20 protein-coding genes are annotated in these 22819 nt (G+C 62.7%); 5 read left to right on the forward strand and 15 right to left on the reverse strand.

From position 1 onward, the window contains the following. The first annotated feature begins 6 nt into the window (after nucleotides 1-6). Nucleotides 7-951, forward strand: coding sequence for an NAD(P)-dependent oxidoreductase (locus O3306_RS10345; protein ID WP_272006638.1), 945 nt, complete (start codon nucleotides 7-9; stop codon nucleotides 949-951). An 80-nt stretch (nucleotides 952-1031) separates the two neighbouring features. On the opposite strand, the gene ribD is transcribed toward O3306_RS10345, so the two are convergent. Beyond that, nucleotides 1032-2126: a bifunctional diaminohydroxyphosphoribosylaminopyrimidine deaminase/5-amino-6-(5-phosphoribosylamino)uracil reductase RibD gene (gene ribD, locus O3306_RS10350; RefSeq protein ID WP_272006639.1), complete on the reverse strand. Its 1095-nt coding sequence runs from the start codon at nucleotides 2124-2126 to the stop codon at nucleotides 1032-1034. Continuing rightward, on the reverse strand, nucleotides 2123-2605 hold the full coding sequence (gene nrdR, locus O3306_RS10355) for a transcriptional regulator NrdR (protein ID WP_272006644.1): 483 nt from the start codon (nucleotides 2603-2605) through the stop codon (nucleotides 2123-2125). Before nrdR ends, ribD begins: the two co-directional genes overlap by 4 nt. A gap of 179 nt (nucleotides 2606-2784) precedes the next feature. Between nrdR and O3306_RS10360 the strand changes: the two genes are divergently transcribed. Then, on the forward strand, nucleotides 2785-3462 hold the full coding sequence (locus O3306_RS10360; RefSeq protein WP_272006646.1) for an SDR family oxidoreductase: 678 nt from the start codon (nucleotides 2785-2787) through the stop codon (nucleotides 3460-3462). Here the strand turns inward: O3306_RS10360 and O3306_RS10365 are convergent. From O3306_RS10365 to O3306_RS10410, 10 genes are all read right to left on the reverse strand, one after another. Continuing rightward, entirely contained in the window at nucleotides 3459-3881 is a 423-nt protein-coding gene (locus O3306_RS10365; RefSeq protein WP_272006648.1) for a secondary thiamine-phosphate synthase enzyme YjbQ, read from the reverse strand. The two genes, O3306_RS10360 and O3306_RS10365, sit on opposite strands and share 4 nt — an antisense overlap. Before the next feature lie 31 nt (nucleotides 3882-3912). After that, on the reverse strand, nucleotides 3913-4152 hold the full coding sequence (locus O3306_RS10370; protein ID WP_272006650.1) for a hypothetical protein: 240 nt from the start codon (nucleotides 4150-4152) through the stop codon (nucleotides 3913-3915). A 198-nt stretch (nucleotides 4153-4350) separates the two neighbouring features. After that, nucleotides 4351-6333, reverse strand: coding sequence for an RNA polymerase sigma factor RpoD (gene rpoD, locus O3306_RS10375; RefSeq protein ID WP_272006652.1), 1983 nt, complete (start codon nucleotides 6331-6333; stop codon nucleotides 4351-4353). Between the two features lie 116 nt (nucleotides 6334-6449). Further along, the gene (gene dnaG / locus O3306_RS10380; protein ID WP_272006655.1) at nucleotides 6450-8411 is read right to left on the reverse strand and encodes a DNA primase; all 1962 of its coding nucleotides are present in this window, start codon (nucleotides 8409-8411) and stop codon (nucleotides 6450-6452) included. Between the two features lie 151 nt (nucleotides 8412-8562). Then, nucleotides 8563-8868, reverse strand: coding sequence for a hypothetical protein (locus O3306_RS10385; RefSeq protein ID WP_272006657.1), 306 nt, complete (start codon nucleotides 8866-8868; stop codon nucleotides 8563-8565). A 42-nt stretch (nucleotides 8869-8910) separates the two neighbouring features. After that, nucleotides 8911-9462 (reverse strand): sarcosine oxidase subunit gamma, encoded by a 552-nt coding sequence (locus O3306_RS10390; protein WP_272006660.1) that lies wholly within the window; start codon nucleotides 9460-9462, stop codon nucleotides 8911-8913. After that, on the reverse strand, nucleotides 9455-12379 hold the full coding sequence (locus O3306_RS10395; RefSeq protein WP_272006661.1) for a sarcosine oxidase subunit alpha family protein: 2925 nt from the start codon (nucleotides 12377-12379) through the stop codon (nucleotides 9455-9457). Before O3306_RS10395 ends, O3306_RS10390 begins: the two co-directional genes overlap by 8 nt. Then, nucleotides 12376-12648, reverse strand: coding sequence for a sarcosine oxidase subunit delta (locus O3306_RS10400; RefSeq protein ID WP_272006664.1), 273 nt, complete (start codon nucleotides 12646-12648; stop codon nucleotides 12376-12378). Before O3306_RS10400 ends, O3306_RS10395 begins: the two co-directional genes overlap by 4 nt. Before the next feature lie 63 nt (nucleotides 12649-12711). Then, the gene (locus tag O3306_RS10405) at nucleotides 12712-13965 is read right to left on the reverse strand and encodes a sarcosine oxidase subunit beta family protein (RefSeq protein WP_272007052.1); all 1254 of its coding nucleotides are present in this window, start codon (nucleotides 13963-13965) and stop codon (nucleotides 12712-12714) included. 260 nt (nucleotides 13966-14225) lie between these two features. Continuing rightward, on the reverse strand, nucleotides 14226-15656 hold the full coding sequence (locus tag O3306_RS10410) for a Glu/Leu/Phe/Val family dehydrogenase (protein ID WP_272006667.1): 1431 nt from the start codon (nucleotides 15654-15656) through the stop codon (nucleotides 14226-14228). A 322-nt stretch (nucleotides 15657-15978) separates the two neighbouring features. Between O3306_RS10410 and O3306_RS10415 the strand changes: the two genes are divergently transcribed. From O3306_RS10415 to O3306_RS10425, 3 genes are read left to right on the forward strand one after another with little or no spacing between them, the layout of a single operon-like run. Beyond that, nucleotides 15979-17721 carry a TadE/TadG family type IV pilus assembly protein gene (locus O3306_RS10415; RefSeq protein WP_272006670.1) on the forward strand — a complete coding sequence of 581 codons (1743 nt, stop codon included), beginning with the start codon at nucleotides 15979-15981 and terminating at the stop codon, nucleotides 17719-17721. Further along, on the forward strand, nucleotides 17718-18254 hold the full coding sequence (locus tag O3306_RS10420) for a TadE/TadG family type IV pilus assembly protein (protein ID WP_272006673.1): 537 nt from the start codon (nucleotides 17718-17720) through the stop codon (nucleotides 18252-18254). The genes O3306_RS10415 and O3306_RS10420 overlap by 4 nt, the downstream gene beginning before the upstream one ends. Further along, nucleotides 18254-18817 carry a TadE/TadG family type IV pilus assembly protein gene (locus O3306_RS10425; protein WP_272006675.1) on the forward strand — a complete coding sequence of 188 codons (564 nt, stop codon included), beginning with the start codon at nucleotides 18254-18256 and terminating at the stop codon, nucleotides 18815-18817. The genes O3306_RS10420 and O3306_RS10425 overlap by 1 nt, the downstream gene beginning before the upstream one ends. Before the next feature lie 125 nt (nucleotides 18818-18942). Here the strand turns inward: O3306_RS10425 and O3306_RS10430 are convergent, their stop codons facing one another. The 3 genes from O3306_RS10430 to O3306_RS10440 all read right to left on the reverse strand — a co-directional run bounded on the left by O3306_RS10430 (nucleotide 18943) and on the right by O3306_RS10440 (nucleotide 22808). Further along, nucleotides 18943-19416 (reverse strand): hypothetical protein, encoded by a 474-nt coding sequence (locus O3306_RS10430; protein WP_272006677.1) that lies wholly within the window; start codon nucleotides 19414-19416, stop codon nucleotides 18943-18945. A gap of 225 nt (nucleotides 19417-19641) precedes the next feature. Next, entirely contained in the window at nucleotides 19642-21660 is a 2019-nt protein-coding gene (locus O3306_RS10435) for a capsular polysaccharide biosynthesis protein (RefSeq protein ID WP_272006678.1), read from the reverse strand. Continuing rightward, nucleotides 21660-22808 carry a polysaccharide biosynthesis/export family protein gene (locus O3306_RS10440; RefSeq protein WP_442969991.1) on the reverse strand — a complete coding sequence of 383 codons (1149 nt, stop codon included), beginning with the start codon at nucleotides 22806-22808 and terminating at the stop codon, nucleotides 21660-21662. Before O3306_RS10440 ends, O3306_RS10435 begins: the two co-directional genes overlap by 1 nt. Between the last annotated feature and the right edge of the window lie 11 nt (nucleotides 22809-22819).

A 22819-nucleotide genomic window follows, 5' to 3' on the forward strand; every position in this document is an offset into this window, starting at 1 on the left:
ACCAACATGAAAATCGGATTTATCGGACTGGGTAATGTCGGCGGCAAGCTGTCGGGCAGCCTGTTGCGCAATGGTGCGGATCTGGTCGTGCATGACCTTGACGCGGCACTGGTTGCCGGCTTCGTGGAGCGCGGCGCCGTTGCAGGCGGCAGCCCGGCTGCGATGATGGCGGCCTGCGACGCGGTGATCACCTGCCTGCCAAGTCCTGCCGCCAGCGCTGCCGTGATGCAGGAGATGCTGCCAGAGGTCGGCCCGGGCAAGATCTGGATGGAGATGTCGACCACCGACGCAGACGAGGTGAAACGCCTTGGCGGCGAGGTCATCGCGCGCGGCGGCGCGGCCGTGGATTGCCCGGTTTCCGGCGGATGCCACCGGGCAGACACGGGCAATATCAGCATCTACGCAGGCTGCGACCGGGCCACGTTCGAGCGTATCCTGCCGCTTCTGACCATCATGGGGCGCCGGGTGCTGCATACCGGCGATCTGGGCAGTGCCAGCGTGCTGAAGGTGATGACCAACTACCTGGCCACCGCCAATCTGCTGACCCTGTGCGAGGCGCTGACGGTGATGAAGGCGGCGGGGCTGGACCTGGCGACAACCTATGAGGCGATCAAGATATCTTCGGGCACCTCGTTCGTGCACGAGACCGAGAGCCAGTTGATATTGTCAGGCTCGCGGGACGTGAATTTTACCATGGATCTAGTGCAGAAGGATATCGGCCTGTTTCAGAAGCTGGCCGATGCGCACGACGTGCCGTTGGAAATCTCGCCTCTGGTCATCGACATCATGTCTGACGGCCAAAAGCGCTATGGAGAACGCGCGCAATCCGACCAGATCATTCAGCGGTTGGAAGAGGCGACCGGGCTGGACATTCGCGCGCCCGGTTTCCCGACCGAGCTGATCGACGACGAGCCGGAAGAGCGGGGCGCGGAAGTCGTGCTGCGGCGGTAAAGTTTCTTGCGCTTTTCCTGAAACAGGGAAAGCGCAGATCGCTGCAGGCGGGGGGGGATGGTGAAAGCGGGGCGAGCGCGTCAGATGCTGCGCCAAATATGCATGATATCGGCGCCCACCGGCCGCACCTCGTCCAGCGTGAAACGCGGCGCCTCATCCAGTCGCGCGATCCCCAGCGCGCCGATGCCGGGCAGACCTTCGGCGCCGATGGCCAGCCCGGCGGTAAAGCCGATCAGCCGGTCCACGAGGCCCGCGCTGAGCAGCGATGCCGCCAGCGCGCCGCCACCTTCGCAGAACACCCGGGTCAATCCGGCCTCGCCAAGTGCGCGCAGCACCGATGTGATATCCAGTTGCCGCCCTGTCAGCCCACAAGGCAGCAAGCGGGCGCCAAGGCCTGTCCATGCTTCGATCAGCGCGCGGTCGGCGTCCGGCCCGTGGCAGAGCCAGACCGGCACCTCTTGGGCGGTACGCGCCAGTTGCGACATCAACGGGATATCGAGCCGCCGCGAGACGACGACGCGCACCGGTTGATGCGCCACGCCCATGTCCCGCACCGTGAGGCCGGGATCGTCGGCCCGTGCCGTGCCCGCACCGACCATGACCGCATCATGGCGCGCGCGCAGCCCGTGCACGGCGCGCCGCGCGTCCGCACCGGTGATCCACTGGCTATGACCGCTGGCGGTGGCAATACGCCCGTCAAAGGAGGTGGCGAGTTTCAGGGTCACCTCGGGGCGGCCCAGTTCGGTGCGGCAGAGGAAGCCGGCCAGATCGCGCCCCGCCTCGTCGGCCAGGACATCGGTGGTCACTGAGATACCCGCCGCGCGCAGCATGTTGAAGCCGCGTCCCGATACGCGCGGGTCGCTGTCGGCAAAGGGGGCAACCACCCGCGCCACGCCTGCGGCGATCAACGCCTCGGCACAGGGTGGGGTGTGGCCATGATGCGCGCAAGGCTCCAGCGTCACGTAGGCGGTGCTGCCACGCGCGGCGTCGCCTGCCTGCGCCAAGGCTTGCGCCTCGGCATGGGGTCGCCCGCCCGGAGCGGTCCAGCCGCGCCCGACAATGCGGCCCTCGCGCACCAGAACGCAGCCCACAGCAGGGTTGGGCCAAGTATTGCCCTGTCCCCTGCGGCCCAGCATCAGGGCCATGCGCATATAGCGATTGTCGGTCTGGCTCACGCGTCTTTCTTGTCTTCGCCAGCCGCCGTGTCAGGGCGCAATTCGCTCACGAACTTGTCGAAATCATCCGCCGCCTGGAAATTCTTGTAGACGCTGGCAAAGCGCACATAGGCCACGGTGTCGATCCGCGCCAGGCTTTCCATCACGATCTCGCCCACGGTCTTGGACTGGATGTCGGTTTCGCCCATGCTCTCCAGACGCCGGACGATGCCGGAAATCATCTGTTCCACGCGCTCGGGCTCTACAGGGCGTTTCTGCAGGGCGATGCGGATCGAGCGTTCCAGCTTGTCGCGGTCGAAATCCTCGCGGCGGCCATTGGTCTTGACCACGACCAGATCACGCAGCTGAACCCGCTCATACGTGGTGAACCGTCCGCCGCATCCGGGGCAGAACCTCCTGCGCCGGATCGAGACATGCTCTTCCGCGGGGCGGGAATCTTTTACCTGTGTTTCAATGTTTCCGCAAAACGGGCAGCGCATAGGCCGTGTCCCCTTCTTTTCTCTGCCTCTAGCATGATGGGTCTGTCGCCCAACTTATCCACAGCCACTATAGGGGAGCCGCAAGGTTTTGGGTAGATGGAATTTCGACCCCCAAGATACATGCCGTGGACCTTTTCGCGCCCGCGCGTGTTACCTTGCCATATGCAAAAGGAGCCATCATGACCGACAAAGTTTTGTTCATCACCGGTGCGTCGTCCGGGATCGGCGCGGCCACTGCCCGGCAGGCGGCCAGTGCAGGCTGGCGCGTCGCGCTTTTTGCCCGCAACCACGACAAGCTGCGCGATTTGTCCGAGGAAATTGGCAAGGACAGCGCGCTGGCGCTGGGCGGCGACGTGACAGATCTTGATAGTTTGCACGGGGCAATCGGCAAGACGGTCGCGCATTTCGGGGGCGTGAACGCGGTTTTTGCGAATGCGGGCACCGGGCTGGACACGCCGGGTATCGAACATGGCGACCCCGAGGAATGGCGCGGCATGATCGGGGTCAATATCCTTGGCCCGTTGTTGACGCTCAAGGCCGCCTACGGCGCGCTCAAGGTGTCAAAGGGGCATTTTGTCGTGACCGGATCGGCGGCGGGGCGCAGGCATATTCCGGGCTCTGTCTATGGCGCGTCGAAATGGTTCGTGCATGGGCTGGCCGGAAATGTTGCCGAGGAAATGCGCGCATGGGGCGGGCGGGCCACGGTGATCGCGCCGGGCATGGTCGATACGCCGTTTTTTGAGCAACCCAAACCAGACAAGCTGAAGCCTGACGATGTGGCGCGTGCGGTGCTTTACGCGCTGGAGCAGCCACGCCACGCGAATGTGCAGGAAATCTTTGTGATGCCCACCGGTTAACCCGGTGTTCGATCTGCCATGAAATGCGCCGCGACGCTTCTGCGATGCGGCGCGTTTCTGTGTTCAAACAGGTAGATTCCCTGCCATGTGCCCAGCCGCATGCGCCCGTCTGCGACAGGGATGCTCAGGCTGACCGGCAGCATGGCCGCCTTGATATGCGCGGGCATGTCGTCCGGTCCTTCGTAGGTATGGGTGAGATACGCCATTGAGGGGTCAGTGGTCGGTGGCACCAACCGGGCGAAATAGGCCTGCAGATCGGTCTGCACCTCGGGATCTGCGTTTTCCTGAATGAGCAGCGAACAGGACGTGTGCTGCACGAACAGGGTCAGCAACCCATCGCCGCGCAGCCAGCTGGCGACATCTGCGGTACACTCGTAGAGGCCGGGGCCTCTGGTCGGAATGGTGAATGTTGTCTGCATCGCTGGAAGGTGCAGCACGAAAGCGCGGTGTTCAAGCGTCGATGACGCATACCGTTTCGGGCAGGTCACCATTGACCAGAAAGCCGGGCAACCATGTTCCATCGTCGGTCACGACCGGCCGTTCGTCCAGTTCGGCCAGCGTGGCGCGGCATTCGGCGAGTTCCGTGGCGGGGACGCGGATTTCGAAAGTGTTGGATGCGGCGTCATCAACGGTCAGTGCAAGACCGGCAATCGGCGCGCAGAGGGCAGCGATGAGCGCGAGGCGTGACATTGTGTTCTCCGTTTTGCGTTACCTGTTCAACGCGGGCGAAGGGCAAAAGGTTTCGTGCCGGTTTGCATAACTGTCCTGTGGGGCTCGCAATTTTCCCTGACCTCAGTGCGAAATCGCTACGGTGCACAAAAAAAACGGGCCGGAAATACATTCCGGCCCGATCCTCTGCAATTGTCGTAGCGCCTCGCGGCGCGCGCGTTACTGATCCAGGAAACTGCGTAGCTTGCGTGAGCGGCTGGGGTGCTTGAGCTTGCGCAGCGCCTTGGCCTCGATCTGGCGGATACGTTCGCGGGTTACGCTGAACTGCTGGCCGACTTCTTCGAGCGTGTGGTCGGTGTTCATCCCGATGCCGAAGCGCATGCGCAGCACGCGTTCTTCGCGCGGGGTGAGGGACGACAGCACGCGCGTTGTGGTTTCCTTCAGGTTGTCCTGAATGGCGGAATCCAGCGGCAGGACGGCGTTCTTGTCCTCGATGAAATCGCCAAGCTGGCTGTCTTCCTCGTCGCCGATGGGCGTTTCCAGCGAAATCGGCTCCTTGGCGATTTTCATCACCTTGCGGACCTTCTCCAAAGGCATCTGGAGCTTCTCGGCCAGTTCCTCGGGCGTCGGTTCGCGACCGATCTCGTGCAGCATCTGGCGGCCCGTGCGGACCAGCTTGTTGATCGTCTCGATCATGTGGACCGGGATACGGATCGTACGCGCCTGATCGGCAATGGAGCGAGTGATCGCCTGACGGATCCACCAAGTCGCATAGGTGCTGAACTTATAGCCGCGACGATACTCGAACTTGTCCACGGCCTTCATCAGGCCGATGTTGCCTTCCTGGATTAGGTCGAGGAATTGCAGGCCGCGGTTGGTGTATTTCTTGGCGATCGAGATCACGAGGCGCAGGTTGGCTTCGACCATTTCCTTTTTCGCCTGGCGCGCTTCGCTTTCGCCCTTTTGCACCTGGTTCACGATGCGGCGGAATTCGGAAATGTCGAGACCGACATACTGCCCGACCTGAGCCATGTCGGCGCGCAGCTCTGCCACCTTTTCGGGCGAGCGTTCCATGAACATCTGCCAGCCGCGCCCGGGTTTGGCCGCCATATCGTCCAGCCATGTCGGGTCAAGCTCGCGGCCGCGATATTCTTCGATGAATTCGCGGCGGTTGATACGTGCCTGGTCGGCCAGCTTCACCATCGCGCTGTCGATCATCATGATCCGGTGGTTGATGCCATAAAGCTGGTCGATCAGCGCTTCGATCCGGTTGTTGTGCAGGTGAAGCGAATTCACCAGCTCGACGATCTCGGAGCGCAGGACCTGGTAAGTGTCCTCCTGCTTGGACGAGAAGGAGCCGTCTTCATTGAGCGTTGCGGAAATGCGGCTGTCCTGCATTTCGCTCAGCTTGATGTAGTCGTCGGCAATCCGGTCCAGCGTTTCCAGCACGGTGGGCTTGAGCGCCGCTTCCATCGCGGCAAGGCTCATGTTGGCCTGTTCGTCCTCATCGTCGTCATCGTCGTCGGCGATGGGATTGCCGTCTGCGTCCAGCTCCTGGGTGTTGCCTTCTGACTTGGTCGAAGACGGCGGAGTGGAGACGTTGGCTGCCTCGACCACGGGTTCGCCATCGTCGCCCATCTGGTTGCCGAAGGTCGTTTCCAGGTCGATCACGTCGCGCAGCAGGATATCCTCGCCCAGCAATTCGTCGCGCCAGATGGTGATCGCCTGAAAGGTCAGCGGGCTTTCGCACAGGCCCGCGATCATCGTGTTGCGGCCGGCCTCGATCCGTTTGGCGATGGCAATCTCGCCTTCGCGGCTGAGCAACTCGACGCTGCCCATCTCGCGCAGATACATGCGCACCGGGTCATCGGTGCGGTCGAGTTTCTCTTCCTTGCCGGAGCCGAGGATGATCTCGCCGCGCTTGCCGGTTTCGGCAAGTGCAGTCGATCTCTGCTCTTCTTCCTCGATCTCGTCGGCCTCGATGATGTTGATGCCCATCTCGGACAGCATCGACATCACATCTTCGATCTGTTCGGAGTTCACCTGATCCGGCGGCAGCGCCTTGTTCAGTTGATCATAGGTGATGAAGCCTTTTTCGCGTGCCTCCGCGATCATTTTCTTGATCGCGGTCTGGCTCATATCAAGAGACATTTCCGCGTCCTGGTCGTCTGGCTTCTGGTCGTCGGTGTCCTTGGCGGCCATGAAATTCTCCTGAGAGGTGGGGCACGGGTGATTCGCTGAAAACGAATCATCCGCTTCGCTGGCTGATTCGCAACCCGTTTACCCTGATTTTCTTAACTATTCTTCCCCAAGTGGCCTCAACGGCGCGTTTTGGAGAAGCTTATCTTGTCGAGCAGCGCGTCAAACTCCTCGCGTTCCCCGCGATTGATTCGCGCGCCGTTCTCCGCAAGGTCGTATTCGGCCTGGTCCTCCTGCTGGCTGCGCACGGCGCGATTGCGCGCTTCCGCCGCTTGTCCCAAACGCCACGTTACGGCTTCGTCGGCGAGGCCCATCAGATCTTCGGCTGCATCCATGATCTCGGCTTGTAATCCTCGTCTGGCGGCAATCTTGGCCAGTTCCTCGGCAACGGTCATGCGCGCAAGCGCCACGTCCCCGGGATGACGGACCGGTGTACTGATCGCGACATGGGGTAACTTCATAAGATTTTCAAGGGCATCGGTGCCCACTGCACGATTGATTTCGGCATCTACCGCGCTTTTGCCATCCGCCGCGTGACGCAACAGGAGATCACGCAATTTCGCATGCAGTTGGTCGTGGCATTCCATCTCTTGCAGCGGGGTTTCGAAATCGTGGCAGATATCGGGCGTGGCGATCAGCGCGGCAAGGATGACCGCCTCTCGCTTGTGGTCCTGAACGCCGTCCCTGGATGTCGCCAGCAGCGACTGTTTCGTGCTTGGCCGTGCGGCCATATCGGGTTTGCCCCAGCTTCCCTTGCCGCCCTTGCCGCTTTTGCCGCCACCGGAGGGGGCGCGGCGCGGTGAAAAAAGCTGCCAGCGCAGCTCCTTGATTGCCTGACCGTAATGGCCCTGGAGCGAGCGATCGCGGATCAGGGCGATCTTCTCGCGCAGCACCTTGTCGAGCGCCGCTTTGCGCTCGGGGCTGTCAAACACACGCCCTTCCGTCTCGCGCTGCCACAAGAGCTGAACCATCGGCAGCGCGCTTTCCAGCAGCTTTTGCACCGCGCCCTTGCCTTCGGCGCGCAGGATGTCGTCGGGGTCCTTGCCTTCGGGCATCAATGCAAAGCGCAGTGATTTGCCGGCCTCCAGCAGCGGCAAGGCAAGGTCGATCACCCGGTGCGCGGCGGCCAGCCCGGCCCGGTCGCCATCCAGCGCCATGATCGGCTCGTCCGCGACGCGCCACAGAAGTTGCAGCTGTGGTTCGGTAATCGCCGTGCCCAGAGGGGCCACTGCCGCGCCAAAGCCTGCCTGCGTCAGGGCGATCACGTCCATGTATCCCTCGGCCACGATCAGCGGCGCGCCTTTGCCTGTCGCCTCGCGGGCGGGCGCGTAATTGTAGAGCGTGCGGGATTTGTCAAACAGCTCGGTCTCGGGCGAGTTGAGGTATTTGGCGTTGTCGTTCGGGTCCATCGCGCGCCCGCCAAAGGCGATGCAGCGCCCACGCGCGTCGCGGATCGGGAACATGATGCGGTTTCGGAACACGTCGTAGGGCTTGCCGCCCTTGGTGCTGGGGCGGGCCAGACCGCAGTCGATGATCAGATCGGGGGCAACCCCCTTGCCGGTCAGGTGATCCCAGAGATGTTGCCAGCCATCGGGGGCGAACCCGATCTCGAACTGGTCCTGCGTGGCCGCGTCCAGACCGCGCCGCTCCAGATAATCGCGCGCGGCAGCACCGGCGCCGGTTTTCAGGGACAGGCGGAAATGCTGTACCGCCTGTTCCATCACCTCGGTCAGTTGCGTGCGCTTGTCGGCCTTGGCCTGTGCCTGCGGGTCGCGTTCGGGCATCGGCATGCCTGCCTCGGTGGCGAGGATGCGCACCGCCTCCATGAACTCCACGTTCTCGGTCTCGCGGACGAACCCGATCGCGTCGCCCTTGGCGTGGCAGCCAAAGCAGTAATAGAATCCCTTTTGGTCATCGACGTGAAAACTGGCGGTTTTTTCGTGGTGAAACGGGCAGGGGGCCCACATGTCGCCCTTGCCCGGATTGGACTTGCGATTGTCCCACATCACCTTGCGCCCGACCACATGGGTCAGCGAGATGCGCGTGCGTAATTCATCAAGGAAGCCGGGAGGTAAGGACATGAAACCAATATGGGCTGAGTCGGAACCTTATCCAAGGCGCGGCAGTCACCAGAAGTGCCGGGGGACGCGATTACCGTAACCGGCGGGTAGGGATTTTCCATGGCGCGCGCGCTTCGCGAGAAGCCGCGCGGCCGGTTTGTCGCAAAACGCTTCAGTTATGTTCGAGGCAGGCTTCCTCGAACGCGGTGGAAGCCTCCACGGTCAATTGATCCTCGGGCAGTGTATAGACCCATTCGACCAGCATCGGCACGGCCGGGTCGTATTTGTCGTCGATCCCGCCCTCGTCAGAGGTCAGGAATGCGATGGCGCCTTCCTGCGTGTTGCCGCCCGTGCGCGCGTTCACCGCATCCGCGACGATGCCCGCGGTGGCGGCGCAGTTGGCGGTCTTGTCATCGGCGGCGCTCGCGCCTGCGGGCAGGACAAGAACGAGAGAGAGAATGGCGGCGGTGCGGAACATGGCGATACCTTGGCTGGTTTGGCGTTTCAGTTTGCCATCCTGTCAGACCCCGCCACGCGCCGCAACGCCCTGCATCGCGGTTTTCAGCTCATGGGCGAGTGTCTGCGCAAAGCTGCGAAAAACCATGATCTGCCAGGCTTGCGCGCTGATCCGCGTCAATGATGCGTGCATGTGCATCAGATCGGTGCGCGCTGTGTGGCCGGCGCGGAAATGGCCATCGCGCAGATCCAGAGGCACCAGTCGCGCCAGCACATCCGCAGAACCCGGCCCGGTCAAGCGAATGACGGCCCAGGCATCGGATTGATCGGTGAGCGCCGCATGCTCGGACAGCGCGGCGTCCGGCGCCGGCCCCAGCAGCAGCGCCTGCCGCTGGCCGAACCAGATCGCGCGGTTGCCGTCCTTGCCGGTGGCGCGGTTCGGCGCGGGCAGGGCCATGCCGTGCGCGGCCTTCAGCGCGTCCGACAGCGCGTCGTCCCGACCCTTGTAGGGGCTGAGCGACGTGATCGTGCCGGCGTCCACCTCGGTCAGGCGCATCGCGCCGACCTCAATGGGCAAGAGACCCGCGCAGGGAGTAATGGGGTACAGATCAATCACGGACACGTCCTCCGTCAGGGTCGAATTGCACCGGGTCCTGCACCTTGACCAGCGTTTCGACGCCGCGCAGGTGGTCGACCATGCGCAAGACCTCGCCATGACGGCTGAGACCGTCCTTGAGGAAGCCGAGGCCAAGGAAACAGCCGAAGGTCGGTGAGAAGCCGACAGAGGTGATGTAGCCCTGGTCGTTGACGCGCACAGCCTCCTCTCCTTGATTGAACAGATGCGCGCCGCTGGTCAGTTCCTTGACTGCGCCGACCGGCGTCAGCCCGACCAGTTGCTCGCGCCCCTCCTCGACCAGGCCAGGACGTGCCGCTGCCGCCTTGCCGATACAGTCCTTTTTGGCGCTGATCATCCGGGCCATGCCGATATCGCCCGCCGTGACGCGGCCGTGGATTTCGGCATGGGTGATGAACCCTTTTTCGATGCGCAGCACATTCAGGGCCTCCATCCCGTAGGGCCCGCCGCCCAACGCCTCGGCCCGGGTCAGCAATTCGCGGAAGAGCGCGTCGCCGTAGCATGCGGGCACGGCCAGCTCGTAGGCATGTTCGCCCGAGAATGAGATACGAAAGAGCCGTGCGGCAACCTCATCCACCGTCACGTCGCCGTAGCCCATGAAGGGCAGATCACCCACGGGTGCGTCCAGCAGATCGTCGAGCAGCGCACGGGATTTCGGACCGGCGATGGCAAACTGCGCCCATTGCTCGGTCACCGAGATGAACCGCACGTCGAGATGCGGCACAAGGCATTGATGGACGAATTCCAGATGCCGCATGACCTGACCTGCCGCCGCCGTCGTGGTGGTGATCAGGTAATGCGCCTCGCCCAGTCGCGCGCAGGTGCCGTCATCCATGACATGGCCATCCTCGCGCAGCATCAGCCCGTAGCGCACGCGGCCCACCTTCAGCGTCGACATCATGTTGGTGTAGACCAGATCAAGCAGGGCTGCGGCATCCGGGCCCTGAATGTCGATCTTGCCCAGAGTCGAAACATCGGCGACGCCCACCGTGTTGCGCACCATGTTCACTTCGCGATCACAGGATTGCCGCCAATGGGTCTCGCCCGGCTGCGGGAAATAGCTGGGGCGGTACCACAGTCCGGCCTCGATCATCGGCGCGCCGCGTTCCTTGCTGGCGGCGTGGCTGGTCGTGAACCGTTCGGGCGCAAAGCCCTTGCCCTGCGCGCCGGACCCCATCGCCGCGATCGGGACCGGCACATAAGGCGGGCGAAAGGTCGTGGTGCCGGTCTCGGGGATGCCGCGCCCGGTGGCGTCGGCCAGAACCGCCAATGCGACCACGTTGGAGCTTTTGCCCTGATCGGTGGCCATGCCCTGGGTCGTGTAGCGTTTCATATGCTCCACCGAGCGGAAATTCTCGGTTGCCGCCTGTTTCACATCCTTGACCGTCACATCGTTCTGGAAATCGAGCCAGGCCCGGCCCTTGCCCGGCACCGCCCAGAGCGGGGTAATGTCATAGGCGCTGTCTTCTGCCTTGGGGATCTCGACATGCGGCAGCGTGAGGCCGAAGCCCTCCAGCACTTCCGCCGCCGCCCTTGCGCCAGCTTCCAGACAGGCGCGGGTGGAAAAATCGCCTTGGCAGGCTCCCGCCGTGACCATTCCCGGTATTGCGCCCTCGGTGGGGGTGAAGGCCGCGATATCGCGGTTCCAGGCGGGCCGCCCGTTCATGTGGCAGGTCAGGTGCACCGACGGGTTCCAGCCGCCCGACATGGCGAGACAATCGGCCTGCACCTTGTCCTGTCCCGAGGCGCGGCTGATGGTGATCGCCTCCAACCCTTTGCGCCCGGTGGCATCCGACACCTGCGCGCCTGCATAGAACGGCACGTCGAGGTCGGTCGTCGAGTGATGGCGCGCGTCGATCAAGGCGCTGACATGCACCCCCGCTGCGATCAGGTCCGCCGCCGTGCGATGCGCGTCGTCGGTATTGCCGAAAACCGCCACGTTGCGCCCGGGCACGACGTCCCAGCGGTTGAGATAGGCGCGCACCGCGCTGGCCATCATGATGCCGGGCCGGTCATTGTTCTGGAACGCCACGGGGCGCTCCAGGGCGCCCGCCGCGAGGATGCAGCGTTTGGCCACGATCCGCCAGAAACACGCGAGCGGGGCACCGGGCCGCATGGCCATGTCGGGCGCGATCCGCTCCAGCGCGCCATAGGTGCCGCCATCATAGGCCCCGGTGACGGTGGTCCGGGCCATGATCCGCACATTGGGAAGCGCCGCCAGGTCATCGGCCAGATCTGCGGCCCAGTCTGCCCCCGGCATGCCGTCCACCTCCAGCGTCTCGGCATTCAGACGCCCGCCGGGCCGCGTATCCTCATCGACGAGGATCACATCGGCCCCGGCTTCGGCGGCCACCTGTGCCGCCATCAGCCCCGCCGGGCCCGCACCGATCACCAGCAGATCGCAATGCGCCCAGGCGCGTTCATATTTCTCGGTAATCGCCTCGCCTGAAAGGGCTCCAAGCCCGGCCGCGTTACGGATGACCGGCTCGTAGACCGCTTCCCAGAATTTGCGCGGCCACATGAAGGTCTTGTAATAGAATCCCGCCCCAAGGAACGGTGCGGCCAGGTCGTTCACCGCCATCACGTCCCAGTCCAGCGAGGGCCAGCGGTTCTGGCTGCGGGCGATCAGCCCTTCGTGCAATTCCAGCGTGGTGGCGCGCACATTCGGTTCCTGCGCCGGGCCAAGCCCGGTCGTGACCAGCGCATTGGGCTCCTCGCTGCCTGCTGTCAGCACGCCGCGCGGGCGGTGATACTTGAACGACCGGCCCATCAGACGGATGTCATTGGCCAGAAGCGCCGAGGCCAGCGTGTCGCCCGCGAACCCCTGATAGCGATGCCCGTCGAAGGTGAAGCTGACCGGGCGGGTGCGGTCGATCTGGCCCTTGCCCTCGATCCTCATGGCTGGGCCTCGCGAACATCGCTGGCCAGTTCGGTGTGGTAAACCTCATGCGTGACGGTGTTGCGCGTGACCACGACCCAGGCCGCGCAGCCGCTTTCGTGATACCACAGGTCGCGCGTCTCGCCCGCCAGGTTGTCACGGTTGTGCAGGTAGTCGTCCCAGGCCTCGGGGCCGGCATCGGCGGCGGGCCGGTTCAATGCCACCGCATCGCCGACATAATAGAATTCGCGGCGGTCACGTTCCCCGCAAATCGGGCAGCTGATCCTCATATTGCCGCGTCCCCCGCTTTCATCTTTCCAAAAATACCTAAAATCCCGCCCTTGCCACGCATATCAATGCAGATTGTGCTGGCTGCCGGTGCCTTCTTCATCCATCAGGCCGCGCCCGGTGCGGAACCGGTCCAGCCGGAACCGCGCGGCGGGCTCATGGTGCGTGTCCGTGGCGACAAGATGAGCCATCGACCAGCCCGATCCCGGCACCGCCTTGAAACCGCCGTAACACCACCCGCAGTCGATATAGAGCCCGTCCGTGTCGGTCTTGTCGATGATCGGGCTGCCGTCGGGCGTCATGTCCATGATCCCGCCCCAGCTGCGCAGTACGCGCGCCTTGCCGATCATCGGCATCAGGGTCATGCCTGCCTCCATCACATGCTCCATCATCGGCAGGTTGCCACGCGCCGCGTAGGACGCGTAGAAATCCAGATCACCGCCAAAGACCAGCCCGCCCTTGTCCGACTGGCTGATATAGAAATGACCCATGCCGAAGCTCACCACATGGTCAATGCAGGGCTTCAGCCCCTCCGTGACAAATGCTTGCAATACGTGGCTCTCGATCGGCAGGCGCATGCCCGCCATCGCCGCCACCTGGCCCGAGCGCCCGGCGACGATGATTGCCACCTTTTTCGCGCGGATCGCACCGCGCGTGGTCTGCACGCCTTTGACCGCGCCGCCCTCGATGTCGATGCCGGTCACTTCGCAATTCTGGATCAGGTCCACGCCCCGGTCGCTGGCGCCGCGCGCATAGCCCCATGCGACCGCGTCATGCCGTGCCGTGCCCGCGCGCCGCTGCAAAATGCCGCCATGGATCGGAAAGCGTGCACTGTCGAAATCGAGATAGGGTAGCATCCGCTTCAGGTCGGCGCGCCCGAGCAATTCGGCATCGTCGCCCTGATTGATGATCGCGTTGCCACGCCGCACGGCCGCATCGCGTTGCCCGTCGGAATGAAACAGCGATATCTGGCCGCGTTGCGAGTGCATGACGTTATAGTTGAGGTCCGCCTCCATCCCTTCCCACAGTTTCAGCGAGTGCGAATAGAATTCCGAATTGCCGGGCAGGAAATAATTGGCGCGTACGATGGTGGTGTTGCGCCCGACATTGCCGCCACCGAGATAGCCCTTTTCGAGTACCGCAACATTGGTGATGCCGTGGTTCTTGGCCAGGTAATAGGCGGTCGCCAGACCGTGCCCGCCGCCACCGATGATGACGACGTCATAGGCATCCTTGGGCGCCGCGTCGCGCCAATGCGCGCCCCAGCCCCGGTTGCCGGTCAGGCCTTCTTTCAGAACACGCCAGCCAGAAAACCCCAAGTGTCTACTCCTCATCCGATCTCGTCCGCGACTTGACCAATTTGCGCGCCAAAAGGCAACCGGCAAGCGTGCTTCAATCATTGCTGAAGCGATGAAAATTTCTGTTCGCGTTCACCGGCCTGACTGCCGCGGTCTCGCCTGTCCCGCGACTGCGGTGGCTGGGTGGTGGCAAGCCGCATACGTCGTGTCATCCGCGGCCAAAGAAACAGCCGCCCCGTATCAACGGGGCGGCTAGTAACAGCATAGCAGGGCCCTGAAAGTCAGAGGCCGAGGGCGCGGTAGCTCGATGCGACCTTTCCGATCGACACCAGATAGGCGGCGGTGCGCAGATCGGTGACATCCTCGCGCCCGTGCCATGTTTCGCGCATGGACTGGTAGGCCGCACGCATCGTGTCATCCAGCCCTGAACGCACCAGCTCCAGCTCTCCGGCGCCGCGCAGATATTGCTTCTTGAACCCCGGTGTCAGGGTCCAGCCCAGTTCCTTGTCGGCGCTCAGCTGCTCCAGTTCGTCCACCAGCAACTGGTGGCGCGCTTCCTCCTGGCGGCGGCCCATCCGGCCAAAGCGGATATGGCTGAGGTTCTTGACCCATTCGAAATAGGACACGGTGACACCGCCTGCGTTGGCGAACATGTCGGGGATGATCACGCAGCCCTTTTCGCGCAGGATTTCGTCAGCGCCCGCCGTTACCGGCCCGTTGGCCGCTTCGATGATCAGCGGTGCCTGAATGTTTGCGGCGTTGCCCATGTGGATCACGCCCTCCATCGCAGCGGGGATCAGGATATCGCACGCATTTTCCAGCACGCTTGCGCCATTCTCGACATACTTGCCGTGAGGATACCCGGAGACACCACCGTGTTTGCCGATCCAGTTCCGCACCGCTTCGACGTTGATCCCCTTTTCGTCGATCAGTGCGCCGTCATGTTCGACGATCGCAGTGATCAGGCAGCCATCCTCTTCGCTCAGGAACTTGGCCGCGTGGTAGCCCACGTTGCCGAGGCCCTGCACGATGACCTTCTTGCCGTCGAGCGAGCCGCCCAGGTTGGCCGCCTTGATATCTTCGGGGTGCCGGAAGAATTCCTGAAGCGCATATTGCACACCACGGCCCGTTGCTTCGGTCCGACCCTGAATGCCGCCTGCATTCACCGGTTTGCCGGTGACACAGGCGCGGCTGTTGATGTCGGTGGTGTTCATGCGTTTGTACTGGTCGGCGATCCAGGCCATTTCGCGTTCGCCGGTCCCCATGTCGGGGGCGGGCACGTTCTGGCTGGGATGGATCAGGTCGCGTTTGATCAGCTCATAGGCAAAGCGGCGCGTGATCCGCTCCAGCTCGTCAGTATCCCATTCGCGCGGGTCGATCCGCAATCCACCCTTGGAGCCGCCGAACGGTGCGTCGACCAATGCGCATTTGTAGGTCATCAGCGCCGCGAGCGCCTCGACCTCGTCCTGATTGACACCCATCGCGTAACGGATGCCGCCCTTGACCGGCTCCATATGTTCGGAATGGACAGAGCGGTAGCCGGTAAAGGTGTGGATCTGTCCGCGCAGGCGCACGCCGAACCGAACCGTGTAGGTCGCGTTGCAGACCCGGATCTTTTCTTCCAGTCCCGGCGGAAGGTCCATGAGCGCCACCGCGCGGCTGAACATCAGATCGACACTGTCGCGAAAACTCGGTTCTTTTATGCTGGCCATTTGGTTCCTCCATGCACGTTGGTCCGTTCCGTATGGACCTGGGTGCTTCAGATGCAGATTGCGAGCACATGGTTAAACCCTGAGGGGTTAATGTCCAGTGGTCCCTGCGGCGGGTGCATCACAAACCCGTTGTTGCCGCATTTAGCGCGAGGCTTGTTTCGTGTCGGGAAACAATCGGGGGCATTGCGGCAAAATGTTGAGAAATAACATAGTTTTAGGCCATGTTTCCCCCGTTTCGGCCCTATTTTCGCCACAGTGATCTGCGAGAAATACGGCGATTAAATCCGAGTCGTGTAGTGACGATGGTTCGCGAGGTAGACAGGTGAAACATAAACTTTCCAAGTTCCGATCGCTCGGCGACGGTGCCGACCGGCGCCCAGCCGAAACTTCGATCAATCGCCGGTCATGGTTGCATCGATTTGCCCGCGACGAAGACGGCGCGGTGATCGTATTCGGGTTTTTCATCCTGCTGATGATGCTCGTCGCAGGTGGCATTGCAATTGACATATCGCGCCACGAGATGGAGCGCGCACGCCTTCAGAATACGCTGGACAGCGCCGTTCTGGCCGCGGCCGGCGCGCCCTTCGGTACCGATCCAAAGGCGATCGTCGAAGATTACTTTGCCAAGGCGCAGATATCGGAATACCTGGGCGAAATCAAAGATGACGACATCGAGACGACGCTGAACACCAGCCGGGTCACGGCCAGGGCGTCTATGACGATGGACACCTATCTGATGAAGCTGAGCGGCATCAAGACGCTCACCGCGGCAGGCAACTCGACCGCTGTACGGCGTGTGCCCAAGCTTGAAGTGGCTCTGGTGCTTGACGTGTCGGGTTCGATGGGCAGCAACAGAAAGCTGATCAATCTGAAGGCCGCTGCGAAAACCTTTGTCACGTCGATCCTGAACAGCTCCGAGCTGGGTGACACCGTGATCTCGATCGTGCCGTTCAGCTGGAACGTCGCCCCGGGCGAAGGCATCTTCAATGCGCTGTCCGTCAACGAGGTCCAAAACTATTCGACTTGTCTGCGGTTTGACTCAGATGATTACGACGAGGCTGCGATCGACCCTGATTCAACCTATGACCAGCAGATCTATACGTCGCTTTATGGCGGGTTCGACAATCTTACCGCGAGCTGGCGGTCGTGCTTTACCGAAGATCGGGCCGAGATCATGCCCTATTCGTTCAACGAAGCCGATCTGCACGCCAAGATCGAATCCCTGGATGCGGACGGCAACACGTCCGGTCACCTGGGCATGAAGTGGGGCGCGGCGCTGCTTGATCCCAAGTTCCAGGCTGTCGCGACTTCGCTGATCGACGCTGAATTGATCGACGATTCCCTGACAGAGATCCCGGCAAGCTACACCGAGTCGGAAACGCTCAAGGTCATCGTGATGATGGGCGACGGTCAGAACACCACATCGTATTTCTTCGATGACAACGGGAGCTACCGTGGCCCCAATTCCGACCTCCACCAAGTGCGGTGGCAGGAGATGGAGTTCAAATACGCCTATCACATCTACAAGCACACGATAAAATATGACGAAAGCAAGTGCTCGAAATCCAAATGGAACTGCATCTACGAGGCATCTGGCGAGGAAAAGTCTGCAGATTTCCTGCATGACCGGTATGACAACCGTTACTGGAACATCCAGCAGGGCAAGTGGATCAGCGAGTATGATTTCAACCGCCTGGACGAAACGCTTGAAGGTTTCATCAGCAGCGAGGCGCTGGACTGGGAAGAGGCATGGGGTCGCATGTCGCCGGACTACTACTATGACATCACCGGCAACTCGGGTCCCTGGAATGACTATGTCAGTTCGAACCGTGAAGACGGGTCTGACAAGGATGGCAATATGCGCAAGATCTGTACGGCCACCAAGAACAAGGGTGTCGTGGTTTACACGATCGGTTTCGAAATCAGCCGCGGGGGCACCGCCGAGAGAGAACTTAAAGCCTGCGCCTCATCCACGGCTCACTATTACCGGGCCGAGGGCGTGAACATCAACGACGCGTTCAACTCTATCGCTTCGAACGTTGTGAACCTGAGGTTGACCCAATGACCGGTTTCATTCGCAGAATGCTCGGCGCCTTTCGCCGGGAGGAGAGTGGCAGCGCTTCGGTCGAGTTTGTCCTGGTCTTTCCGGTATTCCTCGCGCTGATCATCATGTCGCTCGAACTCAGCATGATCACCCTGCGCCACGTGATGCTGGAACGCGGATTGGATATCGCGGTACGTGAGATCCGCCTGGGCACCGGTACGTCACCGACCCATGACGCGATCAAGGATCGTATCTGCGAAGAGGCGCTAATCATCAACGAGTGCTCTGACAGCCTGCGCCTGGAAATGGTGCCGTCTGACATGCGCAACCTGGTGACGCTCGGTGGCGAGGTGATGTGTACCGAACGCGAGGAACAGGGCGAACCGGTTCTCAGCTTCACGCCGGGCCAGCAGAACCAGCTGATGTTCCTGCGCGCCTGCCTGAAATACGATCCGATCTTCCCGGCCTGGCATCTGGCGAGCCGTCTGGAGAGCGATCCCAGCGGCCAGCTTTCCATCGTCTCGATGTCGGCCTTTGTACAGGAGCCGCTCTGATGTTCATGCTTCCTCTTACTCAATGGCTCAAGCGTTTTCGCGATGACGAGACTGGCACCGTGACCATCGAGGCGGTGGTGGTTCTGCCCTTGCTTTTCTGGGGCCTCGCAGCGACATACGAATTGTTCGAGCTTCATCGCTACAATTCTGCCCGCGACAAGGCAGGCTATGTGGTAGCTGACATGCTGTCGCGGGAAATGCAGTCGGTCACGCCGACCTATATCGACAACACCAAGACGGTGTTCGACACCATCTCCAACGATAACGGTGAAAACCAGATCCGCGTTTCGGTGGTGCATTATGACAATGATAGTGACGAATTCTCGGTGCGCTGGTCGCAGGTCCGTGGCCCCGGCACGCTGGAGGTTCTCACCGACCAAGATGTGCGCAACGCGCATGATAGCCTGCCGAACATGAACGACGGGGAAGAGGTCATCGTCGTGGAAAGCCAGTCGAAATATCCGGCGCTGTTCAATATCGGATTGAGCGATGATCTGATGATCGAAAACCGGATCCTGACCAGCCCGCGCTTTGCACCGCAGATTATCTGGGAAGACGACTAGAGCAATTCCGCGAAGTACCCGTACGTTTGGTGCGGCTCATCAGAACAGAACTGCAAAACGCCCGCAACGTCCCAGGACAGCGGGCGTTTCGCTGTTTCCCGTGAGCCACGAAGGAAAGAAACCCCTTAGCCGCGTTCAGCGATGATAGCCGACAGGATTTCGGCCATGGCCTTGGTTTGCGGCGCGGAGGCCACGCCGCCGACACCGATCCTGCGGCCGGTGCGCCACCACATTCCGGGCTCCCATCTTCGCGGTGCCTTCTGCGATACGCGCAGCAGGAACCCGTTTGATGGCTTGAACGCAAACAGCCCCCGATCGACGGCTTCGATCTGCGCCACGTCGGCCAGCACTTCGCCATCTCCGGTGCGTAACTCGGTTTCGGTCAGTTCCAGCGTTAACCGCGTGGACCGGCGCAACCGGTTCGTCAGCCACAACACGACGAGACCAAAGGCGATCAGAAATGCCTGCAATCCCAACTCTGCGGGCGGGCGGGCCAGTGCGAGGTAGAGAACGATCACGCCGAGAGACAGCAAAGTTCCCACCGCAAAATAGCGCCGCGGCGCAGAGGCTTGAACCACCATCAGGACTTTGTCTTGCATCACCCGCACCTTCCCCGCGATTTTTCGGACCCAGGGAAAGCGGAAAAAGGACCACACCCCGTCGTTGTCATGTGCGTTTGTCATCAAACCGGTCGCCCGGATCAAATGCAAACGCTTCAGGATCCTTCTTGACCGCGGGGGATAGCGCGAACTGCGCGTCAATGCGAGGGCAAAGCATGGCCCGTGCGGGCTGCCCGGCTGGTTTGCCGCGAGGGCAGGGACGGATCACCGCCAGAGCGCGGCGCGCGAGGCAAGCAGGCCCTGCAACTTTGCCAGCAGCCGGTTGGCGTAGCCGGGATGCGGAACGGTGCCCGAGGCGAGCCGGTCAATTACCACCTCGACGGGGCAAGGCTGTTGCGTGACGGGATCGAAGTAGCGCGGATAGTCGATAAGTGCGGCATGCACGAGGCCCGCGATGTCGGGACGCGCGCTGCGGCGTGCGGGCGTCCGCCCCAGATCGGTGGTCAGGCCCCAGCCTGCGTAAAACGGGGCGCCGGTGGTGGTCACGGGGACCCCGCGCAACAGCGCCTCGAACCCCATGAGAGAGGTCATGGTCCACAGCGCATCGACTTCGGACAGCAATGCCGCGGGGTCGCTGCGTGGCAGTACCGCGTCCGCCAGTGCCGCCAATTCCGCGTCGGGCACCGCACCGTTGCGCAGCCCCGCTTCCACATCCGGGTGCGGCTTGTACAGGATCACGGCGTCGGGATTGGCAGCGCGTGCGGCCTGCAAGAGGCCCAGATTGGTTGCGACCTCGCCCGCACCCAGACGGATCGACGCATCATCCTCGACCTGGCCGGGGACCAGAATGCGGTGGCCTGCGGGCAGGTTCGGCGCGGCGCCGCCCAGATTGTACTTGCTCAGCCCAAGCGTGATGAGCCGCGAAATCAGCGCCTCGGCCCGGGCCCGTTGATCGGGGCGCAGGGTGGCACGGCGGGCAATCCACGTCTCCAGATCGCTGGGCCGGGTCGGATCGTAGTAGATGCCCTGCGTGTCGCATACCAGGCTGAGCGGCGGGATCAGCTCGGCCCCGAGGCCACGCGAGCGCAGAAACCCGTCCTCGACGCGCACCGCGCCTTCGTGGGCAGAGTCGGCTCGCCCGGCCCAGACCATGTCGCGGCGGGGCGCGTGGGCGGGTCGGTCGAACGTCATGCGTTCATGCTGGCTAAAGAAGCGCTGAAGCGGGCGGCGTTTCCACAGGCGCATGCCGTGCGCGGACCAGCCGTGGCGATCCTCGCGCCAGGCCCGGACCTGTGCTTCGAGGATCGAAATCGCATCCTCGATCTCGCATCGCCGGTCGCGGTGCGGGTCATACCAGACCGGGTAGACGATCATCGCGGCGGCAAAGAGCTGCGCGCGGCTGAGGGTGCGGCCACGCCGTGCGATGCCCAGGGGATGCCGGTCCTCGGTCAGGTTCCATCCCGCATAAAAGGGCTGTCCGAACACTTGCGGCCGGTGCCCGGAATAGATCGCCTCGAAGCCGAGTTGTGAGGATACGGTATAGACAGCCGTCGCCCCCTCCAGCAGTGCCCAGGGGCTGACCGGATCGCCAAGCAGCGAAACGCGGTCCGTCACATCGTCGGGCCCGAAATACCCGGAGCGGTGGCCATTCGCAGTTTCGGGATGGGTCTTGATCAAGATGCGGGCGCCGGGATTGTCCTCCTGCGCATAGTACAGCATCTCGCGAAAAGTGTTCGCGTCGGCGCCGCCATGGGTGATGCTCGCGTCGCCGCGTGTCTGGTCGATCACCAGAACGTAGCCCGGCGCAGGGCAGGGCGCGGCGGGATCGTAGGCGTTGTATTTGCTCAGATGCGCCTCTTGCAGGCGGGCAATCGCGCCGCGGGCACGGTCCAGCAGCGCGGTATCATCAAGCGGATGGGTGGCCAGCAACGTCTCGAGATCGGACGGCGTGCTGTGATCGAAATGCACGCCGCTGCGGTTGATCGTCAGGCCCAGCGGCGGTGCACCTGCGCGGCCCGGATAGACGGATCGCAGGAAGGCATCCTCGACTCGCAGGATCTGCGCGCCGGTCTTTGCTGCAACCGCCTCACCACGCGCGGCATAAGGGCTGCGGCCCCAGACGGCGATCAGGTCGTCCGGCCCGGGCTTGCCCATGTGCAGGTCATACCCTGCAAGCGCAAGGATGCGCCGCACCCGCGGCTGGCGCAGAAAGCCGAGATTGAAATAATAAGCCCGCCGGGGCGCGTCTGCTTCGGCGGGCGAATTGTCATCTCTCGAGGTCATTAGCCGCCGAGGGCCGTTGTCGCGGTGGAGACAGTACTGACCGCTCCGAGCGCTCCGGTCATGGCGCTGATCACCTTGCTCCACTGGGCGAATGGTGCCTCAGTCACATAGAGCGTGTCCTGATCGCGGATCGAAAAATCGCGCGCCATGAACATGCCGTTCGGCTTGGTCAGGTCGAGCACGTAGATCATCCGCTGGTCGCCGATCAGATCGTTGCGGCCCAGCACCTGGTTGGCGATTTCCGCTGGCTCGTTGCGCAAGACAAAGACGCCGGTGGGATCGGATGTCGAGGAGATGAGGCCGCCGACCGTCGCGATGGCCTCGATGGCGCTCAGCGTCTGGGTTTCAAAGGTAACGCGGGCTTGCGCGCCAGTGGCACCCAGCGCGGTAAAGGCGCGGCTGTCCTGTTCGACAAGGATGCGGTCGCCGCCCCGCAGGGCAATGTCGAATTCGGCATGTTTGTAGAGGTCCTGGAACCAGACCTTGCTGCGTTCTTCGCCACGGATCACGGTGATCTGCGCCACTTCGGCGGGAATGGTCAGCCCGCCTGCCGCCGATAGCATCGCGGCCAGCGTGCGCGTCGGGCGCTCGATGGGATAGACGCCCTGCGCCCCGATTGCGCCGACCAGTGTCACGGTAGAGCCATCTCCGGCCAGGCGGCGGACCTGCACCTGTGGGTCAGGCGTCTGCTCGTCCAGCTTGGCGGTGATGATGCGGCGGATGCCTTCGGGCGTGTTGCCTGCGGCGCGGATGCGGCCTGCGTAGGGAACAAAGATGAAGCCGCTGCCGTCGACCTGCACCTCTTCGAGGATGGTCTGGTTGGTGGCCTCGCCCGCCAGCAGCCCGTCATCGACGTTTTCCCAGATGGTCAGCCCAAGCGTGTCGCCGGGGCGGATCGTGTCAGAGCCAATGCGCCCGGCATTCTTGAACTTTTCAGAGAAACCCAGAGCAGGTTGCACGGCGGTGGCGCGTGTCACCCGGTCATTGACCGATACGACAAATGCATCGCCCGCGCGCTGCACAGAACCGGAATAGATCTGGCGTTTGTTTGGACCGACCTGCGGGAGGGTGCTGCAGGAGGCGACCATCATCAACGCAATGGACACCAAGGCGACGCCACGCGCCCACAGTTTTGTAGGGGTTTTCACTGCTCGGTCTC

Origin of the sequence: Roseovarius sp. ZX-A-9 (assembly GCF_028369135.1) — a bacterium.
In the GTDB taxonomy this organism is placed as follows: Bacteria; Pseudomonadota; Alphaproteobacteria; order Rhodobacterales; family Rhodobacteraceae; genus Roseovarius.

What these genes read in the sequence shown, in the direction of transcription:
- O3306_RS10345 (WP_272006638.1), top strand. Translation starts at nt 7, where the DNA reads ATGAAAATCGGATTTATCGGACTGGGTAATGTCGGCGGCAAGCTGTCG.
- nrdR (WP_272006644.1), bottom strand. Translation starts at nt 2,605, where the DNA reads ATGCGCTGCCCGTTTTGCGGAAACATTGAAACACAGGTAAAAGATTCC.
- O3306_RS10360 (WP_272006646.1), top strand. Translation starts at nt 2,785, where the DNA reads ATGACCGACAAAGTTTTGTTCATCACCGGTGCGTCGTCCGGGATCGGC.
- O3306_RS10365 (WP_272006648.1), bottom strand. Translation starts at nt 3,881, where the DNA reads ATGCAGACAACATTCACCATTCCGACCAGAGGCCCCGGCCTCTACGAG.
- O3306_RS10370 (WP_272006650.1), bottom strand. Translation starts at nt 4,152, where the DNA reads ATGTCACGCCTCGCGCTCATCGCTGCCCTCTGCGCGCCGATTGCCGGT.
- rpoD (WP_272006652.1), bottom strand. Translation starts at nt 6,333, where the DNA reads ATGGCCGCCAAGGACACCGACGACCAGAAGCCAGACGACCAGGACGCG.
- dnaG (WP_272006655.1), bottom strand. Translation starts at nt 8,411, where the DNA reads ATGTCCTTACCTCCCGGCTTCCTTGATGAATTACGCACGCGCATCTCG.
- O3306_RS10385 (WP_272006657.1), bottom strand. Translation starts at nt 8,868, where the DNA reads ATGTTCCGCACCGCCGCCATTCTCTCTCTCGTTCTTGTCCTGCCCGCA.
- O3306_RS10395 (WP_272006661.1), bottom strand. Translation starts at nt 12,379, where the DNA reads ATGAGGATCGAGGGCAAGGGCCAGATCGACCGCACCCGCCCGGTCAGC.
- O3306_RS10400 (WP_272006664.1), bottom strand. Translation starts at nt 12,648, where the DNA reads ATGAGGATCAGCTGCCCGATTTGCGGGGAACGTGACCGCCGCGAATTC.
- O3306_RS10410 (WP_272006667.1), bottom strand. Translation starts at nt 15,656, where the DNA reads ATGGCCAGCATAAAAGAACCGAGTTTTCGCGACAGTGTCGATCTGATG.
- O3306_RS10420 (WP_272006673.1), top strand. Translation starts at nt 17,718, where the DNA reads ATGACCGGTTTCATTCGCAGAATGCTCGGCGCCTTTCGCCGGGAGGAG.
- O3306_RS10425 (WP_272006675.1), top strand. Translation starts at nt 18,254, where the DNA reads ATGTTCATGCTTCCTCTTACTCAATGGCTCAAGCGTTTTCGCGATGAC.
- O3306_RS10430 (WP_272006677.1), bottom strand. Translation starts at nt 19,416, where the DNA reads ATGCAAGACAAAGTCCTGATGGTGGTTCAAGCCTCTGCGCCGCGGCGC.
- O3306_RS10435 (WP_272006678.1), bottom strand. Translation starts at nt 21,660, where the DNA reads ATGACCTCGAGAGATGACAATTCGCCCGCCGAAGCAGACGCGCCCCGG.